A 20,949-nucleotide genomic window follows, 5' to 3' on the forward strand; every position below is an offset into this window, starting at 1 on the left:
CTCACCATTCAATTAGGTTCACATTAGACCAAAGTCGTCTGGAGAGCTGGTGAAAAGCAGCCACACTTAGCGATAAACGTAGCGTATTTCTTCGCACGCCAAGCTCATTGGACACTAAAACTGAGCAGAAAAGACAAAGCGCAGATACTCTGCTTATTAAGGTCAGTACCATGCCAGATAAATTTAATATGCTCGCTCCTCCGTTTGACAGCTTAACCGAGGCGCAACAACAGCGATTACGCACCGCTTTAGATATTGCTTACTACCGTGAGCACGACGTATTGATCCAACAAGGACAAGCGTGTAATCAACTGTGGATTCTGATCAAAGGCACGGTAGAAGAGCGCTCGGTGGATGGCAAAACCCTCTATGCTCACTACACTAATGAAGATATGTTTGACGTGAGAGCTCTGTTTGAAACTGGCGCCAAGCATCAATACATCGCACTAGAAGACACCTTAAGTTATCTGTTGCCAAAAAAAGTTTTTCTGGCTTTATGCCGTGAAAATCGCCAATTTTCGGCGTATTTCGAAACCAATTTAGCCAAGCGTCAAGAGCTCATTGAAGTCGCCCAGCAACAGAAAAATCTTGCTGAGTTCATCCTGACCAAAATAGAACCCGAGATCTATCTACCACCAATGTTGGTCAATCCCGAGCAGACCTTAGCTGCGGTTACTCAAGAAATGAAACGTCGCCGCGTGGATGCGGCCTTAGTCGAATGGCCAAAGGGCGATTCGCGTGCTGAAGCAGCAGACACGCCTCCTTATGGTATCGTTACCCGCAGTAATCTTTTACATGCGATTATGCTAGAAGGGTACACGCCGGAAACGAAAGTCGGCGAAATAGCAGCCTTCCCCGTGCTGCATATCCAACAAGGCGACTTCCTGTTTAACGCAATGATCAGCATGACTAGGCACAAGATAAAACGTCTGGTGGTCTGCGAAGGGCTTAAAGCCGTGGGAATTTTATCCATGGTTCAGATCTTAAGTGCTTTTTCGACCCACTCTCACGTTTTGACATTGACTATTGCTCGTGCCACGAGCATTGATGAGTTAGCTTTTGCAGCGAACAAGCAGCAGCAATTGGTCGAAAGCTTACTCAACCGAGGAATAAGAACCCGCTTTATCATGGAACTGATTGCTGCAGTTAATGAGCAGATCATCGAAAAAGCCTTCCAATTGATCGTACCCAGTGAAGCACAACAGCAGTGCTGCTTTGTCGTCTTAGGCTCAGAAGGGCGCGGTGAGCAGATCCTCAAAACTGATCAAGACAATGCATTAATCATCGCCGATGAGGCTCAATGGTCCCATTCAACCCCATGGCTAGAAACGCTCACCCACACTTTAGTCCAGCTTGGTTACCCGCTCTGTCCAGGGAAAGTCATGGTCAATAATCCTGACTGGGTACAATCACAAACCGATTGGCAAACGACCATCAGCCAATGGATTCAGACAAGACGGCCCGAGCACATGCTCAACCTCGCTATCTTTGCTGATGCCTATCCTATAGCAGGAAATAAAACCTTACTCGAACCAGTAAAACACCATTTACAGACCAGCGTCTACGGGCAATATGCGGTGTTGGCTGAGTTTACTCGTCCGGCACTGAATTTTTCGCTACCCCTGACCTTATTTGGCCATCTTAAATCGAGTAAATCCGGCTTGGACATCAAGAAAGGCGGTATTTTTCCTATTGTTCATGGCATACGGGCGCTAAGTCTTGAATATCAAATCAGCAGCACGAACACCTTTCAACGCATTGAAGCACTGCAGGCACAACAGGCATTAGAAAAACAGACTGCTGATAACTTAAGAGAAGCGTTAAAACTGTTTTTAAAATTGCGCCTAGCGCAACAAATCACTAACCAACATCACGCCAACCATATTCAGCTTGGTCAGCTCGAACGCACCGAAAGAGACTTACTGCGTCACAGTCTGCATGTCGTGAAAAAGTTTAAGCAATGGTTGAGTTATCATTACCAAATTAGGGAGTAACGCTGATGAACTGGCTAGCGAGATATTATTGGCATCACAAATTAACGGGGTCGCCTTATCAAGATCTGTTTACCACGCCCCTTAAAAGCGAATTGGTTTCTTTGGACTGTGAAACCACCAGCCTTGATCCACAACGTGCCGAGCTAGTCAGTATCGCCGCGACAAAAATCATCGATAATCGAATACTCACCAGTCAAGCTTTCCACGTTCGCCTCGCCGCTCCACCATCTTTAGATTCAGGATCGGTACGCATTCATCAGTTACGTCATCAAGATCTCGCCTATGGTTTGTCGGAGCAGCAAGCTTTACAACAGTTGCTCGCGTTTATCGGTAATCGTCCCTTGGTCGGTTATCATATTCGTTATGATAAAACGATTCTTGATATCGCCTGTCGCAAGCAACTGGGCTTCCCACTGCCAAATCCACTGATCGAAGTCAGCCAGCTTTATCATCAACAGTTGGAAAAACAACTGCCTAATGCCTACTTTGATCTGAGTCTCGCGGCGATTTGCCATCATCTCGACTTGCCAATGCAAGACAAGCACGATGCTCTGCAAGATGCGATTACCGCCGCATTAGTTTTTGTGCGCCTCAGTAAAGGCGGATTACCGAAGCTAAAAAGCCCTTATCAACACAGCCCAGCTCTTAGCTAATCGAGGCCTCATGCTAAAGTCTAATTGTGTAAATCTTGCTGGTGACTAACAGTTAAAGGCATAAAAGCTTCCCATTAATGATGTTCAGCCAACCCATTAAAGCGTTTTAAATAAAACGATATTCCCCATCAAGTTGGTTTAAGAGCACAAGGGAATTGACCGCTTACACAAGGAGAGTTAGTCATGAGCGATGCCCACATTTATCCAGTTAAAGAGAACATCAAAGCGTGTACCCATGCCGACAACGATACCTATCTCGCTATGTATCAACAATCTGTCACCGATCCTGAAGGATTTTGGCGTGAACATGGCAAAATTGTTGATTGGATAAAACCCTTTAGCATAGTGAAAAACACCTCATTTGATACCGGACACGTCGATATTCGTTGGTTTGAAGATGGCACCTTGAATGTCTCGGCAAACTGCCTTGACCGCCATCTAGCAGAGCGGGGCGATCAGATTGCCATTATTTGGGAAGGCGATGATCCCGCGAATGATACCACCCTGACTTATCGCCAGCTCCATCAACAAGTTTGCCGATTTGCTAACGTATTAAAAGCTCAAGGTGTACGTAAAGGCGATGTGGTGTGCTTATACATGCCCATGGTGCCGGAAGCGGCTGTGGCGATGTTAGCCTGTACCCGAATTGGTGCCGTACATACTGTGGTTTTTGGTGGTTTTTCGCCGGAAGCTCTCTCGGGACGGATCATCGATTCCGATGCCACCTTAGTGATCACCGCTGACGAAGGTGTGCGAGCTGGCCGAGCTGTCCCCTTGAAGAAAAACGTCGATGAAGCGCTGACTCATCCTGAAATTAAAACCATTAATAAGGTGATTGTTTTCCAACGCACAGGCGGTCAAGTCGACTGGCACGAGCATCGAGATGTCTGGTGGCATGAAGCCATGGCTCACGTCTCTGATCACTGCCCAGCAGAAGAGATGAAGGCAGAGGATCCACTGTTTATTCTCTATACGTCAGGCTCAACAGGTAAACCGAAAGGTGTATTGCATACCACTGGTGGCTATTTGGTGTATGCGGCGATGACCTTTAAATACATCTTTGATTATCAACCCCAAGAAACTTTCTGGTGCACCGCAGATGTCGGCTGGATAACTGGCCATACTTATCTCCTCTATGGTCCGTTAGCCAATGGAGCAAAAACCCTTTTATTTGAAGGTGTGCCGAATTATCCCGACACGAATCGTATGAGCCAAGTGGTCGATAAACACCAAGTTAATATCCTCTATACGGCACCAACCGCGATTCGTGCTTTGATGGCAAAAGGTGATGAAGCCATTAAAGGGACCCACCGTAGCAGCCTACGCATCATGGGCTCGGTAGGCGAACCGATTAACCCCGAAGCTTGGCAGTGGTATTACAAAACCATTGGTAACGAGCAATCTCCGATTGTCGATACTTGGTGGCAAACGGAAACGGGCGGCATTTTAATCAGTCCTCTGCCTGGCGCAACCGCTTTAAAACCAGGTTCAGCTACACGTCCCTTCTTTGGTGTTCAACCCGCATTAGTAGACAACATGGGTAACCTTATCGAGGGGGCAAGTGAAGGCAACTTAGTGATCCTCGATTCATGGCCAGGGCAGATGCGCACCGTCTACGGCGATCATGAACGCTTTGAACAAACCTACTTCTCTACTTTCCAAGGTATGTACTTTACTAGCGATGGCGCACGTCGTGATGAAGATGGCTATTACTGGATAACCGGACGAGTCGATGATGTCTTGAACGTCTCTGGCCACCGGATGGGTACCGCAGAAATCGAATCGGCCCTAGTTGCGTTTGATAAAATTGCCGAAGCGGCGATTGTGGGTATCCCGCACGATATCAAAGGACAAGCCATTTACGCTTACATTACCCTTAATCATGGCGTCTACCCTAGCGCTGAGCTACACAAAGAAGTCAAAGATTGGGTGCGTAAAGAGATTGGCCCTATCGCCACGCCCGATGTACTGCATTGGACCGACTCGCTACCGAAAACTCGCTCAGGTAAAATCATGCGCCGTATTTTACGTAAAATTGCCACTGGTGATACCAGTAACTTAGGCGATACCTCAACGCTTGCCGATCCAAGCGTGGTTGATAAGTTGATTGCTGAACAAGCGCAGTTGTAAAAGAACCGTCAATGAGATTCTAGGGCCTAGCCCTAGGATCTTAGTTTTATTTCCCTATTACCTGCCTTTCCTCGAACCTAGAATCTCAGTTCTTAAAGCCTCAAGCTTCACCTCTTAAAGCTAGCCTTGACTAACAATAGTCGTTCAAAAAACAGCCACCATAGTCATTAGACCAGTAAATTGCTGCCATTTGCGACGAATTAGCTATAATCGTGGTCAATTTCATAAAAACAGCGAACTTTTGACAAAAAAAGTAGGTCGAAAGTGCCATAATATGAAATTATCAGGTTACATCTCACGATAGAGGACGATAGCTACATAATGACCGCAAAATTACGCATTCTTGTTCTTAATGGTCCAAACTTAAACCTGCTGGGTTTACGTGAGCCGGAACATTACGGCGCACAGACCCTTGAGCAGATCATTGATAAGTTACGCCAACAAGCCGCGCTGGCCGATGTAGCATTAGATCATCTGCAATCGAATCGTGAGTATGAATTGATTGAAGCCATTCACCAGGCGCACAATCAGGTGGATTTCATCATTATCAATCCAGCCGCTTTTACTCATACCAGTGTAGCGCTCCGTGATGCCTTACTGGGTGTCGCGATACCGTTTATCGAAGTGCATCTCTCTAATGTACATGCACGCGAACCGTTTCGTCATCACTCCTATCTGTCTGATAAGGCTCAAGGGGTGATCTGTGGCCTAGGTGCACAAGGCTATGAATTTGCTTTGTCGGCAGCGATTCACGCACTGCAAACAAAGTAACACACAACATTCTACAGTCCTTAATAGGGCTGTCTTACTCACAAGATAAAAGAGAAAGAACCAATGGATATTCGTAAAATAAAGAAATTGATTGAATTAGTGGAAGAGTCTGGCATTTCTGAGTTAGAAATCTCTGAAGGTGAAGAATCGGTACGCATCAGTCGTCACAGCCCAGCACCAACCACTCAGGTTCATTACGCTGCAGCACCGGCGGCTCCTGTCGCAGCACCAGTAGCGGCCCCCGTTGCAACGGCTGAAGCGGCTCCTGTCGCCAAAGTACCTACGGGTCATCAAGTGCTGTCACCAATGGTTGGTACCTTCTATCGCTCACCGAGCCCAGAATCAAAAAGCTTTATTGAAGTCGGCCAAAGTGTTTCTGTAGGTGATACTTTATGTATCGTTGAAGCGATGAAAATGATGAACCAAATCGAAGCAGATAAATCTGGCGTCGTTACCGCAATTCTTGTCGAAGATGGTCAACCGGTTGAATTTGATCAACCTCTTGTCGTCATCGAATAATCGAGGCCAATGGTTATGCTAGATAAATTAGTTATCGCGAACCGAGGCGAGATTGCGCTTCGTATTCTTCGCGCCTGTAAAGAATTAGGGATTAAAACGGTCGCGGTTCACTCTACCGCAGACCGCGACCTAAAACACGTTCTCCTCGCAGATGAAACGGTTTGTATCGGTCCTGCGAAAGGCATCGACAGTTATCTTAATATTCCACGCATTATTTCTGCTGCCGAAGTGACAGGGGCGGTTGCCATTCATCCTGGTTACGGATTTCTGTCTGAAAACGCCGATTTTGCTGAGCAAGTCGAGCGCAGTGGTTTTATCTTTGTCGGTCCTAGAGCCGAGACTATCCGCTTAATGGGTGACAAAGTGTCAGCCATTAATGCCATGAAAAAAGCCGGCGTACCTTGCGTACCAGGCTCAGACGGTCCTCTTGATGGTGATGAAGCGAAAAATAAAGCTCACGCGAAACGCATCGGCTATCCCGTGATCATCAAAGCCTCTGGCGGCGGCGGTGGTCGAGGCATGCGCGTGGTACGCTCAGAAGCCGAGTTGATCACCGCGATCAACATGACCCGTGCAGAAGCAAAAGGCGCCTTCAATAACGACATGGTTTATATGGAAAAATTCCTCGAAAACCCACGTCATATTGAAGTTCAAGTACTGGCTGATGGTCAAGGTAATGCGATTCATCTTGGTGAACGCGATTGCTCAATGCAACGTCGTCACCAAAAAGTGGTCGAAGAAGCACCAGCACCGGGCATCACCGAAGAAGTACGCAAATACATCGGTGAGCGCTGTACACGTGCTTGTATTGAAATTGGCTATCGCGGCGCTGGTACTTTTGAGTTTCTGTATGAAAACGGCGAGTTCTACTTCATTGAAATGAACACCCGTATTCAGGTTGAACACCCAGTGACAGAAATGATCACTGGAGTGGATTTGATCAAAGAGCAATTACGTATTGCTGCAGGCCAACCACTCTCCTTTACGCAAGACGACATTAAGATCCGCGGCCATGCCGTCGAATGTCGTATTAACGCTGAAGATCCGGAGCGATTCTTACCTTCTCCGGGCACGATCACCCGTTTCCATTCTCCAGGCGGCATGGGCGTTCGTTGGGAATCACACATTTACGCAGGTTATACCGTACCGCCTTACTACGATTCGATGGTCGGCAAACTGATCACCTACGGTGAAAACCGTAATGTCGCGCTAGCCCGCATGCGTAACGCGCTCGATGAAATGATTATTGAAGGAATTAAAACCAATATTCCTTTACAAGAGATCATCATGAATGACGAAAACTTCCAAAATGGTGGCACCAACATCCATTATCTTGAAAAGAAACTCGGCATGAAATAGTCGCATCGCGCCTCAATGAACATAATGCCCACTTCGGTGGGCATTTTTTTTCTGGCTATTGATTATCTCTCCTTCCCCGTCCATGAGGATCGACGACGCCTTTTTGTTCAAGATAACTTCAGGTAGGAAGCGAGCCGACAAACCTGTTAAACTCTGCGCCAATAACCGCGAATAAAAGAGAGCCCATGCCATGCCTTGGATTCAAATTAAACTGAATGCTACTAATGAAAATGCTGAAGCGATCAGCGATATGTTAATGGAAGAGACCGGTGCTCTATCAGTCACCTTACTCGATGCAAAAGATACCCCTGTCTTTGAACCGCTACCGGGTGAGACTCGTTTGTGGGGCGATACTGACCTATTAGCCTTGTATGACGCCGAAGTCGATACCCCAAGTATCCTTGCTCAAATCCGTGACAGCCAACTGCTTGCCGACGACTTCTCGTACAAAATCGAGCAAATAGAAGACAAAGATTGGGAGCGGGAATGGATGGATAACTTCCACCCGATGAAGTTTGGTGAACGGTTATGGATTTGCCCAAGCTGGCGCGAGATCCCCGATCCTAACGCCGTCAATGTTCTACTTGACCCAGGCTTAGCCTTTGGTACCGGCACACACCCAACTACCGCACTGTGTTTACAATGGCTTGATTCACTCGATCTGAGCGGCAAAACCGTGATCGACTTTGGCTGTGGCTCCGGCATTCTTGCGATTGCCGCGATTAAACTCGGTGCCGCGAAAGTGATCGGTATTGATATCGATCCGCAAGCACTGCAAGCATCCAGAGACAATGCTGAGCGCAATGGTGTCGCTGATAAAATTGAAGTTTACCTACCGCAAAATCAACCAGAGAATTTGGTCGCTGATGTCCTAGTTGCCAATATTTTAGCGGGCCCATTACGTGAGCTTTCTGCAGTAATTAAAAGCTTAATTAAACCAGGTGGTCTGTTGGCAATGTCTGGTGTGCTGAATACACAAGCCGAAGACGTCGCGACCTATTACCGTGATCAATTAGACATAGACCCAATTATTGAGCAAGAAGAGTGGTGTCGGATTACTGGTCGCAAGCAAGATTAATGAAGAGTTTATCAGTTAATTGATTGAAATATGGACAATTTACAAAAACAATTGTCCAATGCTCAAATATTAGTCTTTTCACACCGTGAAAAAATGCGTAAAATGCGCGCCCTTACTGGTATGAAGCTGTGAAGACGTTTTGAAAATCGGAAATCATCAACTTAACAATAACCTCATCGTCGCTCCGATGGCTGGAGTCACCGATAGGCCGTTTCGTGAGTTGTGTCTCCGTTATGGTGCAGGAATGGCCGTCAGTGAAATGATGTCCTCCAATCCCGCACTATGGAAAACCGATAAATCGAAAAACCGCATGGTGCATCAAGGCGAATCGGGCATTCGCTCAGTACAAATTGCAGGTAGCGATCCACAGCAGATGGCAGAAGCCGCTCAGTTCAGTGTTGAAAACGGTGCGCAAATCATCGATATCAATATGGGCTGTCCGGCAAAAAAAGTGAATAAAAAGCTCGCGGGTTCTGCACTACTCCGTTATCCGGATGTGATTGAACACATTCTTAAAGCGGTCGTCGATGCAGTCAAGGTTCCTGTCACCCTCAAAACCCGAACGGGCTGGGACACAGACAATAAAAACTGTGTTTATATCGCTCAATTAGCCGAAAACTGCGGCATACAGGCGTTTGCGCTTCATGGGCGAACTCGTACTTGTATGTACAAAGGAGAGGCAGAATACGACAGCATTAAAGCCGTTAAACAGGCGATCAGCATTCCTGTCATCGCAAATGGGGACATTGATTCTCCACAAAAAGCGAAACAGGTGCTGGATTATACCGGTGCTGACGCTTTAATGATTGGTCGGCCTGCCCAAGGTCGTCCATGGATTTTTCAGGAAATCCAACACTATTTGGAAAGCGGTACCACCATGCCTGAACTTCCAGCTCAGGAAGTAAAAGACATTTTGCTTGGTCATGTGCACGCTCTCCATCAGTTTTATGGTGAGTATTTAGGGCCTAGAATTGTGCGTAAGCACGTAGGCTGGTACCTAAAAGAACATGAACAAGCCAGTGAGTTTCGCCGTATCTTCAATGCGCTTGAAGCAGCTCCGCTGCAGATAGAAGCACTTGAAGGTTATTTTGATAACGTTGCATCATAATTAAGAGAAGAGCTAGACCGAATATGTTCGAACAAAATCTGACTTCAGAAGCTTTAACCGTAACTACCGTAACTTCACAAGATCAAATCACGCAAAAACCATTGCGCGATTCCGTTAAAGCGTCTCTTAAAAACTACCTTGCCCAGTTAAATGGTCAGGAAGTGACTGAACTCTACGAATTAGTTCTAGCCGAAGTTGAACAGCCACTATTAGACATCATCATGCAATACACTCGCGGTAACCAAACTCGCGCAGCAACCATGATGGGTATCAACCGCGGCACTCTTCGTAAGAAACTGAAAAAATACGGCATGAACTAATTTCAGCATCAGGCTACAAAATTCATCAAGGCTTACTACGGTAAGCCTTTTTTATTGATTCTTCACTTGCTCTGATAAGATAAATATTGTTATAACAATCCCTTATCGATATAACTGAAAAGCATGCCAAGAACTGGCGATGCCCGATAATACCACCGAGCCAACCTCAGGAGATCACCCATGAAATTACAGCAACTGCGCTACATCCGAGAGATACAGCGCAATGGCTATAATATCTCGTTAACCTCAGAAAAACTGTTTACCTCACAGCCGGGGATCAGTAAACAGGTGGCATTACTTGAGGGAGAGCTCGGCGTACAAATCTTTGAGCGACAAGGTAAGCATCTGTCTGGTGCCACCGAAATTGGTCAACAAATCATTCAAGAAGCGAGCAAAATGCTCGAAATTGAAGAAAAAATTAAAGCCATCTCTGCTAGCGTTACCGCCCCCGATCGCGGAAGAATGAACATTCATACCACCAACGCTATCGCGAAATTTTTATTGCCCGAAACCGTGCGCTACTTTATGAACAAGTATCCTAAAGTCTCGCTGCACATGGGCACTATCGAACCCGATAGCCGCGGTAATACGTTGCCAACAGGTCCGTATGACTTTTCTGTCGTTGCCCAAGAAATTGACGAACAAGCGGATTTAGCAGTACTGCCCGCCTATAAATGGTCACTGAGCTTAATTTTGCCACTCAACCACCCTCTAGCGAACGTTGAAAACATTACTCTTGAGCAGCTGGCTCAAGAAAAATTAATCAGCTACGAATTAAAATCAACTGGTCGCATGGCCATCGATGACGCATTTGCCAAGCGCGGACTGACTCCAACGTACATCGTTACCGCTATGGATGCTGAGGTGATCAAAGAGTACGTTAGGCTGGGGGTGGGAGTCGGGCTTATCGCCTCTGTTGCCACTCACACGATGAGCGATAGTATTGTCGTTCGCTCTCTCGAAGGCTTAGTACCAGATTGCTATGCTTGGTTGTGCTACAGCAAAAACCTATTTTTACAGCAATACATGTATGATTTTATTGCTAAATTCGCCCCTCATTTAACTCGAACAATGATCGAACAAACCGCACACCTTTCCAAAGCTGAGCTGACTAAATGGTTTGAAGATATGAATCTGATGACCTACCGCTAATGTTTATCTGAATTACACCGTTCGGTGGTATCGGCGCAAGATGCCACCGGATGTCGATATCATTGCCGCTTGCTCCTCACTCCCTCCTTGTCATTCATACATCGCTCGTATCAATTAAGCCTCAAAGATAAATTAACACTTGAAATGTAAATAATAACAATTATTATTCACAACCTTGTTATTAACCCGTTGATCATTACTCTTACGCTACGTCGATAACTCATAACGTTAATACTTAGGCGAGTCAATAATCCTCACTCGTCGTCGATGATGTGGGTAAGAGATAAACAACTTTTAGTCAGTACTTATATGCCTTTTTTCTCTCATTCTCTTCGCCCGAGCTTGCTGTGCCTTGCTATCGTCTCAACGTTCACGCAAGCCGACAGTCAACCTGAAACCATAACGATTACCAGTCAAAGTAGTCAACATCCAATAGTGTCAACGGCGACGCGTACCGAAACCCCCGCTAAGTTGATACCACAGACCATCAACAGTGTATCTGCCGAGCAACTCACCGCCTTTGCACCCGCCTCGTTAAGTACCGCACTGGTTGGTACTCCTGGTATTGATGCGGTCAACGATGCTCGTTTTGATAGCGTAATGATTCGCGGCTTTGGCGCCAGTAACGATTTTTATCTCGATGGTTTTCGTGATGATATGCAATACACCCGAGATTTAGGCAATATTGAAAGTGTGGAAATTCTTAAAGGGCCAGCCGCGGTACTCTATGGTCGAGGCAGTAGTGGCGGCATCATTAATCGGGTCAGTAAAACACCACACAAAGACCAAAAGTCCAGTATCCATGCTCGGATCGGTAGCCATGATTATCAACGTTTAGCCGTCGATTTAAACGGTGAGTGGCATGATGACGTACAAGTGCGTTTAAACATGGCGCAAGAAGATAACAACAGCTTTCGTGATGGCGTCAACAGCAAACGCACGCTATTTGCTCCTTCGTTGGCTTGGACCATCAACGACTATCTTAACTGGTTAATCCAATATGAGCGCAACGCTCATGACCGAACGCCAGATCGCGGCATTCCTAGTGTTAATGGTCGCCCAGCAGAGGTCGCTAACAGTGCCGTATACAGTGATACCTCACGTGACTTTATTAACGACGTTAGTGAAGCGACTCGTTCACGTTTAACCTGGCAGATCAACGATAGTTGGCAACTGCGCCAGCAACTCAGTTACATTAAGCTCGATAGTGAATTTGATAACACCTATGTCGTGCAAGTCAAAGGCGATCAAGTGGTAAGAAATCGCTGGCAACAATTTCTCAAGGCGAACACCTTAACCAACCAACTCGAGATGGAAGGCCAATTTACGACAGGGCCAATCAGTCACCGTCTATTAACGGGTATTGAGCACAGTTGGCAAGAACGCACACCGACACTCTATCGTAATAAGCAATCCATTCCCGCTGGCGATCTCTACCAACCAGATCAATTGCCCACTTACCAAGGAGAGATGGCCTTATCAAGTGATGCTAAGCACAAGGTTCGTACCAGTGGCGTGTATGTGCAAGATCAGCTCAGTATCAATGATTGGCACCTATTAATGGGCCTGCGCTACGATGAGTTTTACGTCAATACTCAGCGTATTGATACCAACAAACAAGAGACCCAAACCTCTTATACACTCAGCCCTCGCTTAGGTTTGGTGTGGAATCCGGTCGCCGATCACGCCCTGTACGTCTCTTACAGTAAAACCTTCTCACCAGTTGGCGGCGGATTGATTGGTATTACTCCGGGTAACCCAGCCAATGAACTCGATCCAGAGAACAGTCGCTTGTATGAAACGGGAGTAAAAAGTGATTGGCTCAATGGCCGAATCGCCACTACGTTATCGGTATATCGTTTAGAAATGTACAATCGGCGCATGAAAGATCCACTCGATCCTGAGGTAACCATCCTCACCGGTTTACAACGCACTGATGGCGTCGAGTTAGACATCAAAGCTTATCTTAACGACCAATGGTCACTGCGCGGCGGGATCGGTTGGCAAGATGCCAAAATCATCAAATCAGAGGCCAATACCCAAGGTAATCGCCCAAGTGCGGTATCCAAACTTAATGGTCAGCTTTTCCTTGCTTACCAACATGGACAAGGTTGGTTTGGTGAAACGGGCATAACGGCAGTAGGCGATCGTTTTGCTGATAGCAATAACACCACCACGCTGCCCGGTTACGCCCGCCTTGACGCGCGCATCGGTTATCAATGGCAAGATTGGAAAACTCAGTTGAGTGTCGAAAACCTATTGGATAAGGACTACTACGTCAGTGCCACCGGAGCAACGCAAATTATGCCCGGCGCACCACGTGAGTTTTACTTAAGTGCTCAATACTCTTTTTAACCACCTGAAATAAATCGCTAGTCATACTCATACCGAGCACTACCAGTTAAGCTCTTTAGGCCGAGTAGCTAAAGCGTATAATTAAAGCAAAAAAATAACCAAGAGCCTGAAAAGACTCTTGGTTATATAAAAGGCCCTTCCTTAGTGGCTAGCGACCGTATTCACCGTCAATAGCCAGCAAGGCATAAAGCTAGCTCACTAGGCTTTTAATACTTTCACCGTGTAAGTACCGTCTTTTTGACGATACAGACCATGAATATCGGTATCAAACCCGGGATAATGGGCACCAATTTCACAGAGCATTTCCAAAAACTCTAAAACTGGACGAGAGTCTTCTGTCACCATCTCACCAGGCAGCACCAAAGGCACACCAGGAGGATAAGGCAGGATCATATTGGCGCTAATCCGACCGACCATCTCATTCAGCAAAATCTCTTCCGTTTGACCGCGTAACTCTTGTTGCCATGCCGCGTGAGGCGTCAATTTCATTTCTGGTAAAACATCAAACGCCTTGTACATCAATTCTGGTAGTGAGTATTTATGGATCAAATGATGAATGCCTTGAGCCAATTCTTGGATACGCATTCCTTCATAAAAATTCGGGTCCTCTTGATACAAGGCAGGCAAAATCGAGCGAATGGTTAAATTCAAATCATAACCACGTTTAAACTCAGTTAACGCACGCAACAGTTGCATCGCCTTCGATTTATCGATACCAATAGAAAATAAGAATAGCAGGTTATACGGGCCCGTTTTCTCAACTACAATGCCGCGTTCATCAAGAAACTTAGCCACTAAGGCCGCTGGAATCCCTGAGGCTTCAAGCTCACCTTGCTGGTTCATTCCCGGGGTTAACAACGTAATTTTAATGGGATCAAGGTACATATGATCATCATCAATGTCCTTAAAACCATGCCAGTTATCGTTAGAGTCTAGTTTCCAACATTCGGTCGTATCAATGTTTTCTGGCTGCCATACATCGAAGAACCAGCTGTCACTTTCACCTTTTAACCGTTTGATCTCTTTACGAAAACGTATTGCTCGATCAATAGAATCTTGCATCAACTTACGGCCTGTATTGCCACGCATCATCGCCGCTGCAGTTTCGGTTGATGCCACAATTCCGTATTGAGGTGAGGTCGAGGTGTGCATCATAAAGGCTTCATTAAATGACTCTTTATCAAACTCACCTTTGATGTGAATCATCGAAGCCTGTGAAAATGCGGCCAGCAGCTTATGGGTTGATTGTGTTTCATAGAACACTTTACCCGGCATCGCCTGCCCACTCATACCACACTTACCGTCATAAATAGGGTTAAAGTTAGTGTAAGGCACCCAAGCACTGTCGAAGTGAATGTGTTTACAATCTAACGATTCTTTGATGAATTGCGTGTTGTAGAGTAAGCCATCATAAGTAGAGTTGGTGATAACAGCGTAGCTCGGCGCGCTTGCACCCGGAGTCTTCGCCACTTTTTCTGCGATCACTTCGCGGCTAAATTCGCGTTGTGGAATACCGCCTAAAATACCGTAAGCATTACGGGTCGGACGGAAATAAATCGGCGTGACATCCGTCATCATCATCAAATGGGTCAGAGACTTATGACAGTTACGATCCACCAACACCGTACTTCCTGCTGGTGCAGAATACATACCCACGATTTTGTTCGATGTCGACGTTCCGTTCGTCACTATGTATGAGCTATCGGCATTAAAGGTACGAGCGATATACTCTTCAGCTTCTTTGTGTGGACCAGAGTGATCCAATAGCGAACCAAGTTCAGGCATCGAAATAGAAACATCCGCCTTGAAGGTATTCGGGCCATAAAAATCGTAGAAAATACTCCCCGCAGGGCTTTTTTGAAATGCCGTTCCGCCCATATGTCCCGGAGTACAGAAGGTGTATTTTCCTTCTTCGACGTATTTAAACAACGCTTTGGTGAACGGAGGCATAATGGCGTCTTTGTATTCTTGCGTCGCCTGATTAATTTTGACAACGATATCATCAGCCATGCCTAGTGCGTACTCAAAAAAGCTGACATTCAAACGCAAATCCGTCAGTGAAATATCCAAGGTGGATTGTTCGTTAGCAAAAGCGTGCACAGGCAGTTTTTCATTAACGTCGCTGATCCGCTCACAAAGCTCCAGAGAGTATTTATCCCAGTCAAATAGCACCCCACAAATTCGAGGATTCATCTCAATCAATTTGATCAGATCTTTATCATCAACCGGATAAACCACGTCATAACCAGCCTTTTCTAAAGCCGCATGCAACTGACGAACTGGCTCTTCTTTAAAGAACACACCCATGTGGTTCAAAATAGCAAAAATATTCATTTGGACATCTCCAAGACGAAGAAAGGCGCTCCCTATCCATTGCGATAGTGAGGAGAAGAAGCACCAAGGGGTAAATGAACGCTAGCGGTGCATGTTAACCATGCCCTAGCGAGGGAAATTAAGCCGCTGACACGGGCTGATCGTTTTTATGTAATTCCATGTACTGAGCCAGCCCTGCTTTTTTGCTGTAGAACATCAAAATCACTAATGACATGATAAAGGTGGCAGTTAACGTTGTTCCTTCCGCTCCCGCTAACGCCACCATACAAAATGCGCTAGCCACACCGGAGAACAACATCACAAACCCATTGCGAGTCGTCATACCTTCAAAACGAATCAAGTTAATACTGGAATAGAAATACGGCAGCATGGTGAGCAACACCGCATCGGTTGTGAGTTGACTAAAGATATCGGCGGCGTGGGCCGTTTGAGAACTAAAGACCATCAAGATACTCATCAACGCTGTCATTTTGATTGATGCGAGAATTAAGCCTTTCTTTGGTACACCATTGCTGTCCGTATCACCGTAAATTTTCGGGAAGTTGCCATCACTCGCGGCGCGTTTTCCCGCTTCGCCAACCAACATCATCCAAGAGCCTAATGACGTAAAGCATGCTAATGCAGTAAACGCAGAAACAAATGGCGCAGACCAACTGCCGAAGAGCGCTGTGGTGGCAAGCGCAAAGGGAGCACCGGATGCCGCCACTTCTGCCGCAGGGAACATACCGCTGATCATCTGAGTAGAGAGGATATAAATAACCCCAGCTAATGCCGTGCCTAACATGGTTGCTAATGGCACAGTGCGCTTGGGATTGTGCACCATACCGGAGGATACCGCCGCCGATTCGACACCAACAAAAGACCACAAACAAATCAGCACCGCACTAATAATCGCATGGTTATCGCTGCCAGCAGAGACGTTCCAGTTCTGTTGATAGGTCGCCATATCAAAGTGAGTCCAGCCCAGTAAAGCGGTGCCTAATACCGGAATAAGAATTAATGCCAAACCAAAGGTACATAAACGGCTAACCCAGCTCCCACCTAATAGATTCACTAAGGTAAACAACCATACTGCAGCAATGGTCGCTAGACCGGCAGGAACAGGGTTGTTCAAAATGGGGAAGAAAACGGAAAGATAAGACACCCCAGTGATGGCAATCGCTAAATTACCAATCCAGTTAGCATGGTAATAAAGCACCCCAGCTTGAAAACCAAACACCGGTGAAATTTCACCAGCATAGGCAATCGGACCACCTTGTTGTGGATTTTTAGTGGCTAAGCGAGCAAACACAAACGCCAAACTCAGCGCACCAATAATACAAATGATCCAACTGAATAAAGAAATAGAGCCAACCGTAGCAAGGCTTGAGGGTAACAAGGCAATACCACTGCCCATCATGTTACCCGCGACGACCCCGGTACAGGCGATGACGCCAATTTTTTTGGTATTCGATGACATAACGTCTCCCGATATTTTCTACGAGCGATAAGCTCAAACCATAATGAGCAAGAGTCGTGATTGGCGAATAAGCCACCGCAACGCCTTACTGAATTTGGCTGCAGCTTACGCCGAAAAAGCACAGAAAAAATAAGGATATGGTTATCAATAAAACAATGACTGAATCCGTATATTTTTAGATAAGGGCAAGGAAAATAAAAATAAACCTCTATATTTTTCATATAGATAAAAACAATAACAACCAAACCTAACAAAAGGTAAAAAGATAAAGATCAGGATAAAGGTCTTGCACTACTGAGATAAGTTGACGTGATCAAGCGATTGAAAGGACAAAGAGGAAAATCATGCACACCAAAATAAAACCGAACCGCGTTTTTCTGATGAGCATGATTTAGCGAAGAGGGATTAAGAGATAAGAGATAAGAGATAAAAAATAAAAGATAAGAACAAAGTAGAGAAAGGACAGCCGATGCCATCCTTAGGGTCTGTAGACCTTTCGTGATTAAATCGACGATTTATCTGCGTTCGCCAATAATGGCCTCGCCGTAAAATCAACCACCGAAAGATCAACAAATGCCTCTTGAGCCGGAATAATTTGCAGTTCCCATTCTCCACGCTGCGCAGTGGCTTGTAAAACACGATAAACCGCATGATTACACAGCTCGAATGATTTTACAGGATCATGATTATTCAGATAATGTCCGGTAAACAGCGAGGTGATTAAATCACCCACGCCAACAGGTTGACGGACAAAGTCCAGTAACGGCCGAGTAACAATAAACAATCCATCCGCACAGCCCATCAGCATCGTAAATTCATCTTCTGATGCACTATGTAGATGCTTGACTAAGACAATTTTCGGTCCTATGGTCAAAGCGCGTTGACACGCCTTGATCGCCGATGGTAAATCGTTAATTTCAATTCCAGTAAAATGGGTTAACTCAAACTGATTAGGCACAATAATATCCGCTTGTTTCATGATCCGCTCACAGAGCGCTTCCGTCACCTCAGGACTGACAACGCAGCCTTTTAACGGATCGCCCATGACGGGATCGCAGATATATAATGCGTGAGGATTGGCCGCTTTCACACGCTCAACGGTCTCTAAAATTTCATCAGCCTGCGCACCACTGCCCATATAACCAGAGATGATCGCTTTCACGTCGCGGGTCACATCAATAGTGGTTAAGCCATCCATAAGTTCTGTAATACTGCCTGATGGCATTACTTTACCACGCCAACCCTGTTGATATTGGGTATGGTTTGAAAACTGCACCGTATGAATCGGCCAGACGATATGCCCTAAGCGCTGTAAAGGGAAAACGGCTGAGCTATTTCCTGCGCAGCCGTAGACCACATGAGATTGGATAGAAAGAATACCTTGCATCATCGCCTCAACCAGAGCAAATTGCTCCTAATATAAATAAATCAACATCACAACCTACGTGCTATACCATCATGGTTTATCGTGTCATCTAAACCTAGACGTTGCGTTTATAGCACCGTCGTCACTGAAGGGTGTACCGCACGGTAAAGCGCATAATCAATCGATTTAAGGTTGCTATAAAAAGCCAAATTTTCACACAACATATAGGTTTCGAGCGAAATATCACCATAAAACGCCTCACTGTAGGCTTCACTTGCACTTTCTGAATCGCCTTGTAACTCCGCCAGTTTGCCTTGTAATACATGACCAAACACCGACTCACGGCGACTTAACGCCTCTTGCAAATATCGGTTTGCTTGCTGCGGATTATCACGAATAATCTCATGTAACGCTAAGGCTTCAAAAATACGTGGTTGCTGCAGCGGATAGCCTTGCTCTTGCGCCAATAGTAATTGCTGCGTTAATTGATTACTACGCTCAACGCTCAGTGTTTGGCTAGGATCGAGGGCTGTTTGTACGTGATAAGCCACCAACAGTTCCGCTTGTAAATAGTGATTAACGGGCTCAATTTGCAACGCCTCTTCCAAAAGCCTGATCCCCTCTTTAAAAGAGGCGGCTTGAGACAGATTCAAATAATGATGCGCACGGACAAGCTTCAATAATGCTTGCTGATTCTCAGGCATACCCACCATCAACCATCGCGCTTTCTTTTCTGCGTCCGGTACGGCTAAAGCCTGCATCAGATCCAACGAGGCTTTCTCCATTACCTGCCTGATTTGCGGGAATAGTAATGGATATTGACGATTAAACAGCACCGTCCCTGAAGCATTGTTCCGATACTCTACGTCTAAATAGGTATGCCCCGCTTGTTCTTGAATCTTCACCGTGACCGTTTTGCCCGGTAAAATGCCTGACACAAAGTGAGCTTTACTAAGCCGCACTCGATAATGACTCGTTTGCGCAATATCGGCCGCCAGTTTTTGTACTAAGCCATCGGATAACTCAAGGTGGTTAGCATCCTGAATCATCGCCTCTTGGAAAGTAAACTCAATCAGATGGGTATCGATCGCTTGGGTAATATTGGTGGCGGATTGATAGTAGGTAAACAAACCCAAAGCGATGATCAAGATACCAATCCAAAGCACATCGAAAGCCAGCGATGTCCAACGACGGATCGTCATCTTACCCCGCACTGGGGGGCTATTACGGCTATTTAATGCACGAGTTAACGGCCCAGCAGGAAAAACCATATCCGCTGATGGTGCTTGCATATTGTGATGAAGATCAACGCCATTTTCCGAACAATCATCGACAGTGATAGGCTTCGACTCAAAGGTTGGGTCAGGAGCCATCTCAGTAACATTCGCAACCAGTTTATAGCCACGCTTGGGCACCGTAGTCAAATAATGAATGTTTTCTTCACGCCCATCGCGTAATAGCTTTCTTAACTCAAAAATCGATTGTGTCACCACCTGGTCGGTCACAATCGCACCGCCCCAGACATGCTCAATCAACTGCTCACGACAAAAGACTTCTCCTGGATTTTTTGCAAGAAAATACAGAAGGTTAATTAATCTTGGCTCGACCGAAACTTCCCTATCTTGGCGATACAATTTATTTTCATCAACGTTTAATCTCCAATCGTTGATTTGAAAATGTATTCCAACCATGTGTGTACCATGAAGTATCAGTATCTCCTTCCAACCTGACATCGCTGAGCTGTTGACTACGGCAGCACAACGACGACATCAAGTCATGGAGGGATAGGCAATGATTAAGTGATATTTGTATCACTTAATCAAGAAGGGCGGGATTATATAAAGATTTAGATCAACCGACTAATTATCCGGTAAACTAAAAATGCAAACTAAGGTTGATTATTCCAACGCCGCTAAAATGGAACAGTGACTGGCATCATCATCGGAGTCGCCACAGCAGGCATCATTGATCTTTTTTAATGCCATACGAATTCGCGTTAATTCAGCAATTTTCTCATCAATTAACTGCAGTTTCGCGCTAGTGATCGATTTCACTTCAGCACAACTGTGTTCGGTCGCTTCGAGTTTAATTTCCAGTAATTCTTTAATTTCATCCAAGCTCAAACCCAGTGCTTTGGCTTTTAAAATAAAACTCACTTGGCGCTGATTAGACTCATCGTATAAACGATATCCTGATTCGCTGCGTCCAGCAGGCTTAAGTAAGCCATTTTTCTCATAAAAACGTAGAGTATCGCTCGATACACCACAACGCTTAGCGAGTTCGCCGATCTGAAACATTGATTCTTCTCCGTAAAGCCAATGGATTTTTTACTTGAAAAAATGACTTTTAAC

At 45.7% G+C, this 20,949-nt stretch carries 16 protein-coding genes; 11 read left to right on the forward strand and 5 right to left on the reverse strand.

The window, feature by feature from the left end:
- Nucleotides 1-170 precede the first annotated feature (170 nt).
- From BSR11_RS15745 to BSR11_RS15800, 11 genes are all read left to right on the forward strand, one after another.
- Complete coding sequence (locus BSR11_RS15745; protein ID WP_072671290.1) at nt 171-1,994, forward strand: DUF294 nucleotidyltransferase-like domain-containing protein; 1,824 nt, start codon at nt 171-173, stop codon at nt 1,992-1,994.
- A 5-nt stretch (nt 1,995-1,999) separates the two neighbouring features.
- A complete protein-coding gene (locus BSR11_RS15750; protein ID WP_072671291.1) occupies nt 2,000-2,647 on the forward strand; it encodes a 3'-5' exonuclease in 648 nt (215 codons plus the stop codon).
- A gap of 183 nt (nt 2,648-2,830) precedes the next feature.
- Nucleotides 2,831-4,777, forward strand: coding sequence for an acetate--CoA ligase (gene acs, locus BSR11_RS15755; RefSeq protein ID WP_072671292.1), 1,947 nt, complete (start codon nt 2,831-2,833; stop codon nt 4,775-4,777).
- A gap of 321 nt (nt 4,778-5,098) precedes the next feature.
- Nucleotides 5,099-5,548 (forward strand): type II 3-dehydroquinate dehydratase, encoded by a 450-nt coding sequence (aroQ, locus tag BSR11_RS15760; RefSeq protein WP_072671293.1) that lies wholly within the window; start codon nt 5,099-5,101, stop codon nt 5,546-5,548.
- Nucleotides 5,549-5,611: 63 nt separating this feature from the next.
- Nucleotides 5,612-6,067, forward strand: a complete 456-nt coding sequence (gene accB / locus BSR11_RS15765) for an acetyl-CoA carboxylase biotin carboxyl carrier protein (RefSeq protein ID WP_072671294.1) — start codon at nt 5,612-5,614, stop codon at nt 6,065-6,067.
- A gap of 15 nt (nt 6,068-6,082) precedes the next feature.
- Nucleotides 6,083-7,426 carry an acetyl-CoA carboxylase biotin carboxylase subunit gene (gene accC, locus BSR11_RS15770; protein WP_072671313.1) on the forward strand — a complete coding sequence of 448 codons (1,344 nt, stop codon included), beginning with the start codon at nt 6,083-6,085 and terminating at the stop codon, nt 7,424-7,426.
- Between the two features lie 190 nt (nt 7,427-7,616).
- A complete protein-coding gene (gene prmA / locus BSR11_RS15780) occupies nt 7,617-8,504 on the forward strand; it encodes a 50S ribosomal protein L11 methyltransferase (RefSeq protein ID WP_072671296.1) in 888 nt (295 codons plus the stop codon).
- 139 nt (nt 8,505-8,643) lie between these two features.
- On the forward strand, nt 8,644-9,612 hold the full coding sequence (gene dusB, locus BSR11_RS15785) for a tRNA dihydrouridine synthase DusB (protein ID WP_040905646.1): 969 nt from the start codon (nt 8,644-8,646) through the stop codon (nt 9,610-9,612).
- Between the two features lie 23 nt (nt 9,613-9,635).
- The gene (gene fis / locus BSR11_RS15790; RefSeq protein ID WP_004397332.1) at nt 9,636-9,932 is read left to right on the forward strand and encodes a DNA-binding transcriptional regulator Fis; all 297 of its coding nucleotides are present in this window, start codon (nt 9,636-9,638) and stop codon (nt 9,930-9,932) included.
- A gap of 180 nt (nt 9,933-10,112) precedes the next feature.
- Nucleotides 10,113-11,084, forward strand: a complete 972-nt coding sequence (locus BSR11_RS15795; protein ID WP_072671297.1) for a LysR substrate-binding domain-containing protein — start codon at nt 10,113-10,115, stop codon at nt 11,082-11,084.
- A 309-nt stretch (nt 11,085-11,393) separates the two neighbouring features.
- Nucleotides 11,394-13,439 (forward strand): TonB-dependent siderophore receptor, encoded by a 2,046-nt coding sequence (locus BSR11_RS15800; RefSeq protein ID WP_072671314.1) that lies wholly within the window; start codon nt 11,394-11,396, stop codon nt 13,437-13,439.
- Between the two features lie 198 nt (nt 13,440-13,637).
- Here BSR11_RS15800 and BSR11_RS15805 read toward each other — a convergent pair whose 3' ends face one another.
- From BSR11_RS15805 to zntR, 5 genes are all read right to left on the reverse strand, one after another.
- The gene (locus BSR11_RS15805; protein WP_072671298.1) at nt 13,638-15,773 is read right to left on the reverse strand and encodes a lysine decarboxylase CadA; all 2,136 of its coding nucleotides are present in this window, start codon (nt 15,771-15,773) and stop codon (nt 13,638-13,640) included.
- Between the two features lie 118 nt (nt 15,774-15,891).
- Nucleotides 15,892-17,232: a cadaverine/lysine antiporter gene (gene cadB / locus BSR11_RS15810; RefSeq protein ID WP_072671299.1), complete on the reverse strand. Its 1,341-nt coding sequence runs from the start codon at nt 17,230-17,232 to the stop codon at nt 15,892-15,894.
- Between the two features lie 502 nt (nt 17,233-17,734).
- Nucleotides 17,735-18,619, reverse strand: a complete 885-nt coding sequence (gene pdxY / locus BSR11_RS15815; RefSeq protein ID WP_072671315.1) for a pyridoxal kinase PdxY — start codon at nt 18,617-18,619, stop codon at nt 17,735-17,737.
- Between the two features lie 107 nt (nt 18,620-18,726).
- Nucleotides 18,727-20,289 (reverse strand): lysine decarboxylation/transport transcriptional activator CadC, encoded by a 1,563-nt coding sequence (cadC, locus tag BSR11_RS15820; RefSeq protein ID WP_072671300.1) that lies wholly within the window; start codon nt 20,287-20,289, stop codon nt 18,727-18,729.
- 207 nt (nt 20,290-20,496) lie between these two features.
- The gene (gene zntR, locus BSR11_RS15825; RefSeq protein WP_072671301.1) at nt 20,497-20,895 is read right to left on the reverse strand and encodes a Zn(2+)-responsive transcriptional regulator; all 399 of its coding nucleotides are present in this window, start codon (nt 20,893-20,895) and stop codon (nt 20,497-20,499) included.
- Nucleotides 20,896-20,949: the final 54 nt, after the last annotated feature.

The organism is Vibrio injensis, from assembly GCF_001895205.1.
GTDB classification, from domain to species: Bacteria; Pseudomonadota; Gammaproteobacteria; order Enterobacterales; family Vibrionaceae; genus Vibrio; species Vibrio injensis.

Excerpts from the sequence above, each read along its gene's own strand:
- BSR11_RS15795 (WP_072671297.1), top strand. The coding sequence starts at position 10,113 with ATGAAATTACAGCAACTGCGCTACATCCGAGAGATACAGCGCAATGGC.
- accB (WP_072671294.1), top strand. The coding sequence starts at position 5,612 with ATGGATATTCGTAAAATAAAGAAATTGATTGAATTAGTGGAAGAGTCT.
- BSR11_RS15800 (WP_072671314.1), top strand. The coding sequence starts at position 11,394 with ATGCCTTTTTTCTCTCATTCTCTTCGCCCGAGCTTGCTGTGCCTTGCT.
- prmA (WP_072671296.1), top strand. The coding sequence starts at position 7,617 with ATGCCTTGGATTCAAATTAAACTGAATGCTACTAATGAAAATGCTGAA.
- BSR11_RS15745 (WP_072671290.1), top strand. The coding sequence starts at position 171 with ATGCCAGATAAATTTAATATGCTCGCTCCTCCGTTTGACAGCTTAACC.
- fis (WP_004397332.1), top strand. The coding sequence starts at position 9,636 with ATGTTCGAACAAAATCTGACTTCAGAAGCTTTAACCGTAACTACCGTA.
- accC (WP_072671313.1), top strand. The coding sequence starts at position 6,083 with ATGCTAGATAAATTAGTTATCGCGAACCGAGGCGAGATTGCGCTTCGT.
- acs (WP_072671292.1), top strand. The coding sequence starts at position 2,831 with ATGAGCGATGCCCACATTTATCCAGTTAAAGAGAACATCAAAGCGTGT.
- zntR (WP_072671301.1), bottom strand. The coding sequence starts at position 20,895 with ATGTTTCAGATCGGCGAACTCGCTAAGCGTTGTGGTGTATCGAGCGAT.
- BSR11_RS15750 (WP_072671291.1), top strand. The coding sequence starts at position 2,000 with ATGAACTGGCTAGCGAGATATTATTGGCATCACAAATTAACGGGGTCG.
- pdxY (WP_072671315.1), bottom strand. The coding sequence starts at position 18,619 with ATGCAAGGTATTCTTTCTATCCAATCTCATGTGGTCTACGGCTGCGCA.
- BSR11_RS15805 (WP_072671298.1), bottom strand. The coding sequence starts at position 15,773 with ATGAATATTTTTGCTATTTTGAACCACATGGGTGTGTTCTTTAAAGAA.
- cadB (WP_072671299.1), bottom strand. The coding sequence starts at position 17,232 with ATGTCATCGAATACCAAAAAAATTGGCGTCATCGCCTGTACCGGGGTC.
- cadC (WP_072671300.1), bottom strand. The coding sequence starts at position 20,289 with ATGGTTGGAATACATTTTCAAATCAACGATTGGAGATTAAACGTTGAT.
- aroQ (WP_072671293.1), top strand. The coding sequence starts at position 5,099 with ATGACCGCAAAATTACGCATTCTTGTTCTTAATGGTCCAAACTTAAAC.